At 68.0% G+C, this 13,775-nt stretch carries 8 protein-coding genes; 4 read left to right on the top strand and 4 right to left on the bottom strand.

Annotated features, from left to right (window positions below):
* The first annotated feature begins 122 nt into the window (after positions 1 to 122).
* The 3 genes from Pla175_RS06260 (at position 123) to fucP (ending at position 4,538) form a co-directional block, all read left to right on the top strand.
* Positions 123 to 1,532 carry an alpha-L-fucosidase gene (locus tag Pla175_RS06260; RefSeq protein ID WP_145282207.1) on the top strand — a complete coding sequence of 470 codons (1,410 nt, stop codon included), beginning with the start codon at positions 123 to 125 and terminating at the stop codon, positions 1,530 to 1,532.
* 168 nt (positions 1,533 to 1,700) lie between these two features.
* A complete protein-coding gene (locus tag Pla175_RS06255) occupies positions 1,701 to 3,143 on the top strand; it encodes an oxidoreductase (protein WP_145282205.1) in 1,443 nt (480 codons plus the stop codon).
* Positions 3,144 to 3,200: 57 nt separating this feature from the next.
* Positions 3,201 to 4,538 carry an L-fucose:H+ symporter permease gene (fucP, locus tag Pla175_RS06250; protein ID WP_145282203.1) on the top strand — a complete coding sequence of 446 codons (1,338 nt, stop codon included), beginning with the start codon at positions 3,201 to 3,203 and terminating at the stop codon, positions 4,536 to 4,538.
* Here the strand turns inward: fucP and Pla175_RS06245 are convergent.
* Both Pla175_RS06245 and Pla175_RS06240 read right to left on the bottom strand, forming a co-directional pair.
* The gene (locus tag Pla175_RS06245) at positions 4,535 to 7,666 is read right to left on the bottom strand and encodes an efflux RND transporter permease subunit (protein ID WP_145282201.1); all 3,132 of its coding nucleotides are present in this window, start codon (positions 7,664 to 7,666) and stop codon (positions 4,535 to 4,537) included. The genes fucP and Pla175_RS06245 overlap by 4 nt on opposite strands.
* 138 nt (positions 7,667 to 7,804) lie before the next feature.
* Positions 7,805 to 9,130: an efflux RND transporter periplasmic adaptor subunit gene (locus tag Pla175_RS06240; RefSeq protein ID WP_145282199.1), complete on the bottom strand. Its 1,326-nt coding sequence runs from the start codon at positions 9,128 to 9,130 to the stop codon at positions 7,805 to 7,807.
* 312 nt (positions 9,131 to 9,442) lie between these two features.
* On the opposite strand from Pla175_RS06240, the gene Pla175_RS06235 reads away from it, so the two are divergent.
* Positions 9,443 to 10,990, top strand: coding sequence for a TolC family protein (locus tag Pla175_RS06235; RefSeq protein WP_145282197.1), 1,548 nt, complete (start codon positions 9,443 to 9,445; stop codon positions 10,988 to 10,990).
* 54 nt (positions 10,991 to 11,044) lie between these two features.
* Here the strand turns inward: Pla175_RS06235 and Pla175_RS06230 are convergent, their stop codons facing one another.
* The gene (locus tag Pla175_RS06230) at positions 11,045 to 12,469 is read right to left on the bottom strand and encodes a sulfatase-like hydrolase/transferase (protein ID WP_145282195.1); all 1,425 of its coding nucleotides are present in this window, start codon (positions 12,467 to 12,469) and stop codon (positions 11,045 to 11,047) included.
* 163 nt (positions 12,470 to 12,632) lie between these two features.
* On the bottom strand, positions 12,633 to 13,565 hold the full coding sequence (gene xerD, locus Pla175_RS06225) for a site-specific tyrosine recombinase XerD (protein WP_231954215.1): 933 nt from the start codon (positions 13,563 to 13,565) through the stop codon (positions 12,633 to 12,635).
* Positions 13,566 to 13,775 lie beyond the last annotated feature (210 nt).

Here is a 13,775-nt window from a genome sequence, read left to right as displayed (position 1 = left end):
GCGGGTTCCTTAGAATCCTAGCCGGGGATACCCCGAAAACGGGGGCTGGCTCTCCGCTTGTTCCACTTCTACCACGACGCGGGCGCTCGGCCGGCGGCGTTGCTCATCGCACGGGAGATCACATGCACGGCTCGAATCGGCGAAACCAAGTAGTTATCCCGGTCGCGTTGGCGGCCTTGTACGCCTCGCTCCTGCTGCCGTGCCGTACGGCCTGGTGTGACGAGCAGGAGCTCGACGCGGCGGCGGAAACGTACACGCCCACCGCGGAAAACCTAGCGGCGCGGCGCTGGTTCCAGGACGCCCGCTTCGGGGTGTTCATCCACTGGGGCGTCTACAGCGAGCTGGGCCGCGGCGAGTGGGTGATGAACAACCAGAAGATGACGGTCGACCAGTACAAGCCCCTTGCCGAGCGGTTCAACCCCACCAAGTACGATCCCGCGGCGTGGGTCGCGCTGGTGAAGAAGTCGGGCGCCCGGTACATCACGATCACGTCGAAACACCACGACGGCTTCGCCCTGTGGGATTCCAAGACCTCCGATTGGAACGTGGTAGACGCCACCCCCTACGGAAAAGACCTGCTCAAGCCGCTGGCCGAGGCGTGCAAGGCCCAGGGCATCAAGCTCTTCTTCTACCACTCGCACCTCGACTGGACCCACCCCGACTACTTCCCCCGCGGCCGAACGGGCCAGCACTCCGGCCGGCCCGACGACGGAAACTTTGACCGCTACCTCGACCACATGGACGCGCAGCTCGCCGAGCTGCTTGGGGGCGATTACGGCGACGTGGCCGGCATCTGGTTCGACGGCTGGTGGGACCAGCTCAACCGCTCGCCGGAAAACCCCCGCGCCACGCACGTCGATTGGCGCCTGGGGCAAACCTACCGGCTCATCCACGGCCTGCAGCCGGCGGCCCTGGTGGGCAACAACCACCACGTCCAGCCCTTCCCGGGCGAGGACTTCCAGATGTTCGAGCGCGACCTACCCGGCGAGAACCAGGGGGGGCACAGCGCCCACGCGGTGATCGGCGACCTGCCGCTCGAGACCTGCGACACGATCAACAAGTCGTGGGGCTACAACGCGTCCGACCACAGCGTGAAGTCGACTCGCCAGCTCGTGCACTACCTGGTCAAGGCCGCGGGGCGCGACGCCAACCTGCTGCTGAACGTCGGGCCGAAGCCGGACGGGACGATCCAGGACGAGTTCCAGGAGCGTCTGCTCGCCATGGGGAAATGGCTCGACGTGTACGGCGATTCCATCTACGGCACCCGTGGCGGGCCGGTGGCGCCGCAGGCGTGGGGGGTCACGACGCGGCGCGGCGACGCCGTCTACATCCACGTGCTCGACCCCCCCAAGCCGGGCCCGGACGGTTGGTCGAAGCTGGCCGGGTGCGAGAAGCTGTCGTTGAAGGAGCTGGGCTACTTCGATCCGTCAGAGAAACTCGAGTGGCGCCGCGGCGCCGACGGAGCGCTGGAGGTCCGCCTCAAACAAGCCGACGAGCCGGCGATCGACACGCTCCTGGTCGGGCAGCTCTGATCGGCGCGAGGGCCGGCTGCCCAGCAGCCGCCGGCCATCGCACGCGGTCGCGTGCACTGCTACCGAGGCCCCTCGCCCGCCGGCGGGCCCGGCGGCGTGGTTTTCCTGTCTAAGTACCCCCGGCCCCTACGGCCGCCGACGCGGCTTCGTCACGAGAGAAACAGACCGATGAGCTACCCCAAGATCGCTGGTCTGAAGACCGCTAGCGCGTTCCGCTCCCACACCGACGCGCTCGGCATTGCGCTTCCGCTAGACGACACGGTCGAGACCGGCCCCGACGCGCCGCTCGCCCGGCCGCTCGAGGCCGGCGGCCGGCGGATCGGCAACCGGTTTTGTATCTTGCCGATGGAGGGCTGGGACGGCGAGACCGACGGCAGGCCCACCGACCTCACCCGCCGCCGATGGCGGCGGTTCGGCGAGAGCGGCGCCAAGCTGATCTGGGGGGGCGAGGCGGTGGCCGTGCGGCACGACGGCCGCGCGAACCCCAACCAGCTCATGCTCAACGCCGACACCCTGTCGGAGATCGCCTCACTCCGCGAAGACCTGGTCGCCGCACACGCAGAACGGTTCGGCGACACGGACGACCTGCTGGTCGGCCTCCAACTCACCCACTCCGGCCGGTTCTCGCGTCCCAACGAGAAGAAGCGGTGGGAGCCGCGCGTCGCCTACCGGCACCCGCTGCTCGACCCGCGCGTTGGGGTGGTGGACGACGGCCCTGTGCTGTCCGACGACCAGCTCGACCGGCTGGTCGACGACTTCGTCGTCGCCGCCAAGCTCTCGGCAGACGCCGGATACGCGTTTGTCGACGTCAAGCAGTGCCACGGCTACCTGGGGCACGAGCTGCTCTCGGGCTTCGATCGGCCGGGCCGGTACGGCGGCAGCTTCGAGAACCGCACCCGCTTCTTCCGCGACATCGCGGCCGGCATCCGCGCCGAGGCGCCGGGGCTAGAGATCGGCGTGCGGCTGAGCGTGTTCGACTTCTCACCCTACCGGCCGGGCGAAGAAGGGGTCGGGGCCGCGGAGCAATCGGTAGAGTACCGCTACGCCTTCGGGGGCGATGGCACCGGCGTGGGCTTCGACCTCGAAGAGCCGAGCCGCTACCTCACGCTGCTGCAAGAGCACGGGGTCCGGATGGTCTGCACCACCGTGGGGAGCCCCTACTACAACCCCCACATCCAACGCCCCGCGTCTTTCCCGCCATCGGACGGCTACCTCCCCCCGGAAGACCCGCTGGTGGGCGTGGCCCGGCAGATCGACGCCACGCGGCGGCTCAAGCGAGACCACCCGGGGCTCCTCCTGGTTGGCTCTGGCTACACCTATCTGCAGGAATGGCTGCCCAACGTCGCCCAGCACGTCGTGCGCGAGGGCTGGGTCGACTCCATCGGCCTGGGGCGGATGGTGCTCTCCTACCCAGAGCTGCCGGCCGACGTGCTGGCCGGTCGGAAGCTGGTCCGCAAGCTCATCTGCCGCACCTTTAGCGAGTGCACGTCCGCGCCGCGCAACGGGATGATTTCGGGGTGCTTCCCGCTCGACCAGTTCTACCGCGACCGCCCCGAACGCGAGCTGCTGGCGCGCGCCCTGGGCAAGGGCGCCGCCGATCCTGCACAATAGCCACGCCGGCCCCCGGGTCCGGACGCCACTCCTCTCCCCCACTCTGCCGCTTCGCCCATGTCCGAACCCAGCAAGCCCGCGTCGCATCCCGTGCCGGTTGTTTCCGGCAAGTACCTGATCCCCTTCATGCTGGTGACGTCGCTCTTCGCGTTGTGGGGGTTTGCGAACGACATCACCAACCCCATGGTCGCGGCGTTCAAGAACGTGCTGCTGCTGAGCCACTTTGAGAGCTCGCTGGTGCAAAGCGCGTTCTACGGCGGCTACTGCTTCATGGCGATCCCGGCGGCGCTGTTCATCCGCCGGTTCGGGTACAAGGCCGGCGTGCTGATGGGGCTGGCCCTCTACGCCCTGGGGTGCCTGCTGTTCGTCCCCGCCGGAGCGTCGATGGCGTTCGCCGCGTTCCTGTCTGCCTACTTCATCATGACGTGCGGCCTGGCGTTCTTGGAGACGACGGCCAACCCCTACATCCTGGCGATGGGCCCCGAGTCGAACGCGCCGCGCCGGCTCAACTTCGCCCAGGCTTTCAACCCGATGGGATCGCTGCTGGGCATGTTCATCGCCCGCGACTTCATCCTCGCGAAGCTCGACCCGGCCGACGAAGCAACCCGTCGCGCCTTGTCGGAGTCCGACCCGGCCGCCCTGCAGACCATCCAGCAGAGCGACCTGGCCGTGATCGTGGGGCCGTACGTGACGCTCGGGATCGTGGTGCTCGTGGCGCTGGTGCTGTTCGCCCTGACGCGGCTCCCGAGCGGCGAGTCGACCGACACCCGCGACTCCAGCCTTTCTGCTTCGCTCGGCAGGCTGTTTAGCACGCCGCGGTACCTGGGGGGGGTGGTTGCTCAGGCGTTCTACGTCGGCGCCCAGATCATGTGCTGGACCTTCATCATCCAGTACGCCGAGAACGAGCTCGGCATGCCAAAAGCCGACGCCCAGTCGTACAACATTATCGCGATGATCGTCTTCGTGGTGAGCCGCTTCGTCTGCACCTACCTGCTGAAGTTCTTCAACCCCGGAACGCTGCTCGCCACGCTGGCCGCGGGGGGCGGGCTGCTGATCCTGGGGGCGATCTTCTTAGAAGGGATGCCGGGGCTCTACAGCCTGATGGGGGTCTCGGCCTGCATGTCGCTGATGTTCCCCACCATCTACGGCATCGCCCTACGCGGCATGGGCGACGACGCCAAGCTGGGCTCGGCGGGGTTGATCTGCGCCATCGGCGGCGGCTGCGTGATGCCCCCGCTGCAAGCGAAGATCATGGACGGCGCGGCCTTCTCGCTGGGGGGCATGACCCTCTCGGCCACCCGCGCCTCGTTTGTGCTGCCGCTGATCTGCTTCGTCGTGATCGGCATCTACGGGTGCATGACCTCCGGCTCGGGCCGGCGTGACGCCCAGGCCTAGGGCGACGTCGCCCAGCGCCGCTGATGGATCAACACGTAGACGCACGGCACCAGCACCAGCGTTAGCACGGTAGAGACCGCCAGCCCGCCGACCAGCGCCCGGGCCAGCGGCACCATGGCCTCGTTGCCGGGGGCCCAGTGGAACATCAGCGGCGCCATCGAGGCGACCAGCGTCAGCGACGTCATCAAGATCGGCCGCAGGCGGATCTTGGCCGACTCGAGCGCCGCCTCGCGCGGCGCCATGCCGCGGTCGCGCAGCACGTTGGCGAACTCTACCAGCAGGATGCTGCTGTTGACCACCACGCCGATCATCATCAGCGTCCCCATCAGCGACTGGATATTGAGCGTGGTGCCGGTGAGCCACAGCACCAGCAGCACCCCCGAGATGCCCAGCGGCACGGCCAGCATGATGATCAGCGGGTCCGTGAACGAGCGGAACTGGGCCATCAGCACCAGGTACACCAGCACCGTGGCGACCCCCAGCCCGGCGCCCAGCATGTCTGCGCCTTCTTTCATGGTTTGCACGGGGCCGCGGACGGTGAGCGACACCCCCTTGGGGAGCTCCATGGTCGCGATCGCGGCTTCCACGTCGCGTGCGACCGAGCCGACGTCGCGTCCCACCGCGTTCACGTACACGTCGTTCACGCGCGCGATGTTGTAGTGCTGGATCTCCCCCGGGATAGTGACCCGCTTGACTTCCGCGATGTTCGAGAGGGGGATCGTGGTCGGGTCTTCTTCGGTTCCAACCGACAGCGGGATGTTGCGGACCTCGTCCAGCGAGTCAACTTCATTGTTCTCATACTGCACCCCCATGAAGTAGTCGGTGCCGCTCGCGGGATCGATCCAGATGGTCGGCGCAAACCCGACGCTCGAGCCGAGCGAGGTCAGGGCCGTGCGGGCGACGTCTTCTTGATTGATGCCCAGCAGCTTGGCGCGTACCCGGTCGACATTGATGTCGATCTGCGGCGCGTCGAGCGTCTGCCCGATCTGCACGTCCGCGGCGCCGGGGATCGGCTTGATCTTGGCGACCACCTGCTCCGCGATGTCGCGGCACTGGTCGAGCGACCCGGCGGAGACCTGCACGTTGATGGGCGTGGGGACCCCCTCGTTCAGCGCCATGTTGACGATGCTGCCGTTGACGAACAGAAACTGATCGGTCGGGAACTGGTCGGCCAGCGCCTCGCGGAGCCGGGCGATGTAGTCGTTGGTGCTGACGCTGCGTCCGGAGGTTTCTAGGTTCACCAGCAGGTACGCGGTGTCGGGTCCGGAGTTCGAGCTGAGCACCGTTGAGAAGCCGGCGCCCTTGCCCACCGGCAGGCCGATGTTGGAGATGATGGTCTTGATCTCTTCGGCCGGGATGACGCGCTTGATCGCCTCCTCAACAGCGATGACCAGCTTCTCCGTTTCCTCCAGCCGCGTGCCGGGGGCGGTCTTGATCCGCAGCTCGAACGCCCCCGCGTCGACCTCCGGGAAGAGCTCGGAACCGAGCATCGGCCACGTAAACAGCGGCAGCGCCGCCAGCGCCACAATCACCACGGCGACCGGCAGGGGGCGGTCGAGCGCCCAGCCGAGCGTGCGTGCGTAAGCGCCGGGCCGGCGTGGGGCGCCCTGCCCCGCCGCGTCGGCTGCGGGCTTGGCGCGCCGCAGCAGCGTGGCGCACAACGCGGGGACCGCCGTGATTGCCACCACGTAGGAGGCGGCGATCGTCAGCCCCGCGGCGGTCGCCAGCGGCGTAAACAGGTACTGGATCATCCCCGTCAAGAAGATCGCCGGGATGAAGACCGCGAGCGTCGTGATGGTGCCGGCGAAGATCGGGCTGGCGACCTCGCCCGCGCCGTCGCGGGCCGCGTCGAGCGGGCTCTTGCCCATCCGTAGGTGGCGGATGACGTTCTCTACCACCACGATGCCGCCGTCGACCACCGTGCCGATCGCTAGCGCGATCCCCCCCAGGGTCATCACGTTGATCGAGTTGCCGGTGAACGCGAAACCGAGCCCGCCGATCAGGATCGACAGCACCAGCACCGCCAGGATGGCGAGCGTGGGCATCAGGCTGCGGAGGAACAACGCCACGACGATCGTCACCAGCACCGCCCCCAGCAGCACCTGCCAGAACAGGTTCTTCATCGCCGTGCGGATGTAGTCCGACTGGTCTGCCACCAGCGTGACCTCCGTCGCCTGGGGGATGTCTCCCAGGTCCTTCATCTTGGGGATCTCCCTGGCGATCCCTTCGTAGATGCTGTCGACCACCTCGATCGTGTTCTGCCCCGGCTCGCGCAGCAGCGGGCAGTAGACGCTGCGGCTGCCGTTCACACGGACGATGTTGTACTGCAGCGCCGCGTCGTCCTTGGTGTAGCCCACGTCGCGGATGAACACCGTGGCGCCGTCGCGGACCGCGATCGGCACGGCGTCGATCTCCGCCGGGGTGGGCAGCGTGTTGGTCGGGTGCACCTGGTACTCGCTCTCTCCCATCTTGATCGACCCCGCGGCCAGCACCAGGTTCGAGCGGCCCAGCGCGTCTACCACGTCTTCGGCGCTGAGGTTGTAGGCGCGCAGCTTATTTGGGTCGACGTACACCATCATCTGGCGGAACTTTCCGCCGAACGGGTGGGGGATCTGCACCCCCGGGAGCGAGCCCATCTTATTGCGGACCGCGTAGTAGCCGATGTTGTACAGTTCTGTCTCGCTGAGCCCCTCGCCCCCGATCGCCGCGAGCACTACCGGCAGGTTAGCCGGCTCGCTGCGGAGCGTGAACGGCCACTCGATGCCCGGCGGCAGGTGGAACATGTCGCTCGCCTCCAGGTTGACGATGTCGTTCATCGCCGCACTGGGGTCGGTGCCGGGCCGGAAGAAGACCTTGATGACCGCGGCTCCGGGGACCGTGCGCGCCTCTTGGTGCTCGATGCCGCCGGCCAGGGTGAGCGCCCGCTCGACGCGCGAGGTGACGCTCTTCTCCATGTCGAGCGTCGGCAGGCCCGGGTAGGAGAAGAAGCTGACCACCACCGGCTTCTTGAAGTCGGGGAGGATGTCGATCGGCAGGCTCGGCGCCACCGCGACGCCCAGCAGACAAAGCCCAACCGCCACGGCGAGCACCGTGAACGGGTTCTTGAGGGAGAAGTTGATAAGGCTCATGCGCGGTTGGCTGCTGGTGGAAACCGTTCTTTCGGTGAGTGACGAACAGGACGCGGATTACGGCGGATCGGGCGGATCGGCGCGGGAAAAACCCAAACCCATCGGCGCGGATCCGCGTCATCCGCGTTGGTCCGCGTCCTAATTCTCCAAGACCCGAACGACGTCGCCGTCGCGGAAGCGTTTCAGGTGGGCGTCGATCACCTTCTGGCCGGCGGCCAGGGGCGAGGCGATCTCGATGGTGGTTCCCGAGTCGTACCCCAACGTGACGTCCTGGATACTGACCTCAGACGCGTTGTCGAGGGCGTAGACATAGCTCTCCCCCGTGGTGCGGAACCGGATGGCCGAGGCGGGTAGGCTCACGGCGTCGGGCTTCTCGAACAGCACGATGGTCGCCTCGCCGTACATGCCGGGCAGCAGCTTGCCGTCGGGGTTGGGGAGCTCGACCTCCACCGTCAGCGTGCGTGTGCTGGGGTCGAGGCTGCCGCTGGTGCGGGTGACCTTCCCTTCGACCGCCGGGAGGCGGGCCGAGCTCAACGCGATGCTCACGGCGTCTCCCACATCCACCAACGACGCCTCGGCCTCGGGGACCATCGTGCGGACGCGGACCTTGTCGAGCTGCGTAACGATAAAGTGGGGGCTCCCCACGCCGCGCGCCTCGGTCACGGCACGCACCAGGTCGCCCGGGGCGACGCCGCGGTGGGTGACGACGCCATCGAAGGGCGCCTGCAGCTCGGCGAACTCGAGCATCACCTGCAGCTCGCCGCGTTGGGCCTCGGCGACCTGGGTGTCCGCCTTGGCGGCCTCGATCTCGCTCTGAGCCGCGGCGACCGAGGCCTCGGCGACCGCCACCTGCGACTGGGCCATCGTGACCAGCGCCTTTGCGGACTCGACATCGGCCTTGCCGCTGTCGAGGCGCTGGCGCGCCTCGTCGAGCAGCCGCTGCTGCACCGAGCGCTGCTCGACAAGCGACTGGGTGCGCGTGAACTCGGCCTGGCCCGCCTGCAGCAACGCGTCGGCCGAGGCGATCCGCGATTCTGCCCCAACGACTCCGGCCCGGGCGCTCGCCAGGTTCGCTTCGGCAAGCCGCTTGCCGGATTCGGCGCGCTTGACCTGCGCTTCGGAGCGGGCCACGCGGGCGTCCGCTACCAAGAGCTGCTTCTTGATCTCGGGCACGTCGATCACCGCGAGCACGTCCCCCTGCTTCACGTGGTCGCCGATATCGACGGGGACCTCGCGGACGTAGCCGCTGACCTTGGCGTAGATGTCGGCCGTGTAGTAGGCGTGCACGGTCGCCGGCTGCGTCGTGGTGCGTCGCAGCGTGGCCGCCTCGGCTGCGACCGCCTTCACGGCGACCGGCTCGGGCTTCTTCTCTTCAGCCGCCGCGGCCGGCGGGGTGGAACAGCCGCTGACGAGCGTCGCAAGGAGCGCCGTCGCGGCGCCGGCAACCAGGGGAGACATCGGCATGGGGGAAGGAGCTCGGAGCACGGACGCGGGGAGAATGGCGGGCAAAACGGGCCCGCCAGGCCAAACCCTGAGTCTACTTGCGGCGGCTGGCGGCCGCCAGAATTTGCCGATTTTGCGGGCCGGGAAGACCGCCCATCCGCGCCCCACCGGCGGCCCACGCCCCGTACAACCGGCAGGACCGAGCCAAGGAGAACCCGGCAGCCAAACTTACCGGCGCCAGCGTTACACGCCGCTTCAGTGGCGCATGCGGCGCTCCGATCTTCTCCATAACGACTCGCACAACCCAATCGCTACGCGCTTCGAGGACCCCTGATGCCGCTCCGCTGGACACTGGCTTGCTGCGTCTGTGCACTGGCGGCCCTGGGCTGCGCGGGCGATCGGTACGCGAAAGTGGCGCCCCCGACAGCGGCGCCGATAGTCGTTGCGGCGGCCGCGCCCACGTTCAGCCTTGTGTCCGCCCAGAGCGAGGCCGACACGGCGGAGCGAGGCAGTGAACAGATCATCCAGCCCGCTTCCCTGGACTCATCCGCGGCTGGCGTTGAGACCCCCCGCGTGCTCCCCCCCTGCACGGACGCCACCCAGGCCATCGACCTAGCCACGGCGCTTGCCGCCATCGACGGCCAGCACCCCGTGGTCGGGCTGGCCCGTTGGCGTACTCAGCAGGCCTACGCACAACTCTCCCAGGCGCGGGTGCTGTGGCTTCCCACACTGCAGGCCGGCGCCAGCTACAGCCGGCTGGACGGGAACGTGCAGGCCAGCGACGGCACCATCCTCGACGTGAACCGGTCGAGCCTCCAAGCAGGCCTCGGCGCCGGGGCCGTGGGCGCCGGCCAGACAATCCGCCCCGGCCTGGTCGCCGAGTTCCACCTTGCCGACGCCATCTACCAGCCGAAGATCGTCGAACGACGCGCCTGGGCCCGCGGCCACGCCTCGCGGGCGGCGCAGAACGACCAGCTCTTAGCGGCGGGGCTGGCGCACCAGCAGTTGCTGGCGGCGCAGCAGCGGCTCGCGCTGCTCGAAGACCACAGCAATCGGATTGGCACGCTCGCCGGTCTCACCGAGAACTTCGCACGGGCGGGCCAGGGGCTGCAGGCGGACGCGGATCGCCTGGCCACCGAACGTCGGCTCACCGACGCGTCGCTGCGGCTTGGCGAAGAGCAGGTGGTCACGGCGTCCTCCCGGCTCGCCGAGGCCATCAGCGCGCCGCCCGGCACGCTGCTGGCCTGCGCCGAACCGATGGCGACGCCGATCGAGCTGGTGGCGATCGGCAGCACGCCGTCCGACCTGGTCGTCACCGGCCTCTCGAACCGTCCCGAGCTGAAAGAGGCCCAGTGCCTCGTGGCCGAGGCGTGCGAACGCCTGCAGCGCGAGCGGCACGCCCCGCTGGTCCCCAGCGTGCTGCTGGGGATGACGTACGGCGGCTTCGGCGGCGGCCTGCAATGGGAGCAGAGCGACTTCAACGACCGCGCAGAGTTTAACGCCCTGGCCGTGTGGCAGGTGCGGAACCTTGGGTTCGGCGAGCAGGCCATCCGTCGCGAACGCGAGGCGGTGGTGCAGCAGACCAAGTTCGAACGCGTGCGGCGGATGGACGAGGTGGCGCGCGAGGTGCTCGAAGCCCAGGGCCAGGTCACCGCCCGCGCCGGCCGGATCGAGGCGGCCCGCGCCGCCATCGGGACCGCGGCCGACTCGTACGACCGCAACCTGGCGCGTATCCGAGACGGGCAGGGGCTGCCGATCGAGGCGCTGCAGTCGGCCGAGGCGCTCGACCGCGCCCGCCAGGCGTACCTGCAGGCGGTGCTGGACTACAACGAGGCGCAGCTCAGGTTGTGCAGGGCGCTTGGGTGGCCCGTGCGCGTGTAGCCTTCGGGGCGATCTTGTTTGACGCGCCGCACTCCGACGTGCGTAGCACGTCGGCTATTTCCGATCCCGCTTGGGTTGGTTCGCTGTGAGGTCTGGGCCGTTGTCGGGGGGGAGCGACTCGTGCCACTGACGCACAATCCCAATCATTTTTCGCTGGACCCGCCGCTGCGTGGCGCTCAAGTCCGTTGTTTCCCCTGGATCGACATCGAGGTTGTACAGCTCCGGGTTGCTGCCATCGTACTCACACAGCAGCTTCCACTTTCCGTCGCGCACGGCGAGGTCGGGTAGATTGCTGACACCGCTAAAAGAGTCCCGGTCTGGCGGACGCCGGAAGTAGAGGGGATGGGACCGAGAGCCGGTCGCACGGCCAAGCAACACGCCCGACAGCTGCTCGCCATCCGTGCGTAGCCCCGCGACGGGCCAGACCCCTGCGATCTCTAACAGGCTCGGACACAAGTCGATAGCAGCCAGTACCGACGTTTGGTTCACTTGGCCCGTGTGCGAGGCGTCGATCAACCCCGGCCCCCAGACCACCAGCGGCGAGCGGATCCCCCCCTCGTACAGCATCCCCTTCGTCCCGCGGAACGGCCCCGCAGTGCCGGCGCCCGGCTCCGGTCCATTGTCGGAGCAGACCAGCACCAGAGTGTTGTCACGCAGTTTGGGGCTGTCGCGGATGTGATCGAAAACGGGGGCGAGTTGCTCGTCCATCGTCCGCAGCACACCCAGGTAGAGCGATCGCTTCTGCGCGTCGCCGCGCCGGGCTTCGGGCGGAAAGAACGGGCTGTGAACGTCGTCCGGCCAAATATTTACGTAGAACGGCGTGTCGTCCGCCTCTGACTTCTTGATGAACTGCAGGGCGGCGTCGGCAAACGCCGCGGTCACCAACGAACGGTCTTCCCAAGTGACCGGCCCGCGGCCCAGCTTGTCCGATCCCAGCGCGTGCTTGTGGGGCGGCCTGCCGTCGTAGGCGTTGCACAGCGGCAGCACGCGGGGGCCGAGCCCCTCGAAGTTGGTTAGCGACGCATCGAAGCCGTACTCGGTGACTAGCGGCGCCTCGCCGACGTCGCGCTGGCCCCCCATGTGCCACTTGCCGAAGTGTCCGGTCGCGTAGCCGGCGTCGTGCAGCGCACGGGCCAGCATCGGCGCCGCCGGGTCGAGCCAATGGGCCATGCCGCGCCGCTCGTTCTCCTGACGGTTGGCCAAGAACGACGTTATCCGCCAACGCTGCGGGTACTGACCCGTTGAGATCGCCGTGCGCGACGGGGAACAGATCGGCGAGTTCACATAAAACTGCTCGAACCGGATCCCCTCCGCCGCAAGCCGATCGATGTTCGGCGTCTGGGCTTCCTCGTTGCCGAAACAAGAGAGATCCCCCCACCCCATGTCGTCGACAAACACCAGCACGATGTTCGGGAGCGAGCCGGCGGCATTAGACGCAGACTGGCAGAGGGCCAAGAGCAGGAGCGAGCGGATAAACATGAGCGTAGGATCAGTTTCGGGGCAAGCGAGCCAGGCCGCCCCGATGATACCAAGAGCGCCGCTGTCCCGCGCGCGAGCCGGGGCGTCCCCGCCCCCGGCGCGGCTGGACGCGCCGCGGCAGTAGAGCAACTTTTCTCCCGCGCTGGGATCGCCTGCGTACGGCTCACGCCCGCGGGTGAAACTGCTTGTGCACCTGCTTCAGCCGCGAGTGGTCGACGTGCGTGTAGATCTGCGTGGTCGCGATGCTGGCGTGGCCGAGCATCTCCTGCACCTGCCGCAAGTCGGCGCCCCCGGCCAGCAGGTGGGTCGCAAAGCTGTGCCGCAGCGAGTGGGGGCTCAGCTTGGCCGAAACACCCGCCATCGCGGCGTACTTCTTCACCAGTTCCCAGATCCGCGCCCGGCCCAGCACGCCGCCGCGTGACGACAGGAACACGTTGGGCTTCTGTGCCTCCCTGCGCGCGGCCAGCTTGGGGCGTTCTTTTTCTAGGTACGCCGCCAGCGCATCGCACGCCCGCCGGCCAAGGGGCGTCACACGCTGCTTGTCTCCCTTGCCGTGGCAGGTACAGAACCGCTCGTCCAGGTGCAGGTCGGGGAGCTTGAGGCCGGAGAGCTCCGAGACCCGCGCCCCGCTGGCGTACAGCGACTCGAGTAGGGCCCGGTCGCGCCGCCACAGCGGTTCACCGGCCAGCGGCGCCGTGAGCAGCAGGTCGACCTGCGACGGCGAGAGCACCGTCGGGATACGCTGCCACAGCTTCTGCGACCCCAGCAGCGAGGCCTGGTTGTCGTTCAGCACCCCTTCGAGCTGCAGGTACTTGAAGAACACCTTCAGCGAAACCACGTGACGGGCGATGCTGGCGTCGGCGAGCTGCTGCTCCCGCAGCCAGCCGGGGTAGGCCGCCAGGTCTCGGATCGTCAGCCCGGCGATCCGCCTCCCCGCCAGCCAGGCCGTAAATCGCCGCAGGTCGCGGGCGTACGCCGTCACGGTGTTTTCTGAGAAGTGGCACTCGGTCCGCAGGTAGCGCACAAACGACTCACACAACCGCGCCGAGTCCTCGGCCGCGGCCGCACGCTGCGGTTTGATGAGTTTCTTAGCCACACGGGTTCCTCAGGGTTGAACCACCGAGGCACGGAGAACACGGAGACGGACGGAGTAAAACGAAACGGAGCAGAACAAAATGACCAATGCCCAAGCCTCAATGACCGATACGTGCAGGCGAACGTCGCTTGGTCATTGAGGCTTGGGCATTGGTCATTCTAGCTCTATCGGCCTGGGCAACCCCCTAGCTGGACCGGTATGCTAGCGGCG

This window comes from Pirellulimonas nuda (assembly GCF_007750855.1).
GTDB classification, from domain to species: Bacteria; Planctomycetota; Planctomycetia; order Pirellulales; family Lacipirellulaceae; genus Pirellulimonas; species Pirellulimonas nuda.
Note: the sequence above shows the minus strand (reverse complement) of the source record. Positions and strands in the feature narration are given on the sequence as shown.

Coding starts and splice junctions, on each gene's coding strand:
- Pla175_RS06235 (WP_145282197.1), top strand. CDS start 9,443: ATGCCGCTCCGCTGGACACTGGCTTGCTGCGTCTGTGCACTGGCGGCC.
- Pla175_RS06245 (WP_145282201.1), bottom strand. CDS start 7,666: ATGAGCCTTATCAACTTCTCCCTCAAGAACCCGTTCACGGTGCTCGCC.
- fucP (WP_145282203.1), top strand. CDS start 3,201: ATGTCCGAACCCAGCAAGCCCGCGTCGCATCCCGTGCCGGTTGTTTCC.
- Pla175_RS06255 (WP_145282205.1), top strand. CDS start 1,701: ATGAGCTACCCCAAGATCGCTGGTCTGAAGACCGCTAGCGCGTTCCGC.
- Pla175_RS06260 (WP_145282207.1), top strand. CDS start 123: ATGCACGGCTCGAATCGGCGAAACCAAGTAGTTATCCCGGTCGCGTTG.
- Pla175_RS06240 (WP_145282199.1), bottom strand. CDS start 9,130: ATGCCGATGTCTCCCCTGGTTGCCGGCGCCGCGACGGCGCTCCTTGCG.
- Pla175_RS06230 (WP_145282195.1), bottom strand. CDS start 12,469: ATGTTTATCCGCTCGCTCCTGCTCTTGGCCCTCTGCCAGTCTGCGTCT.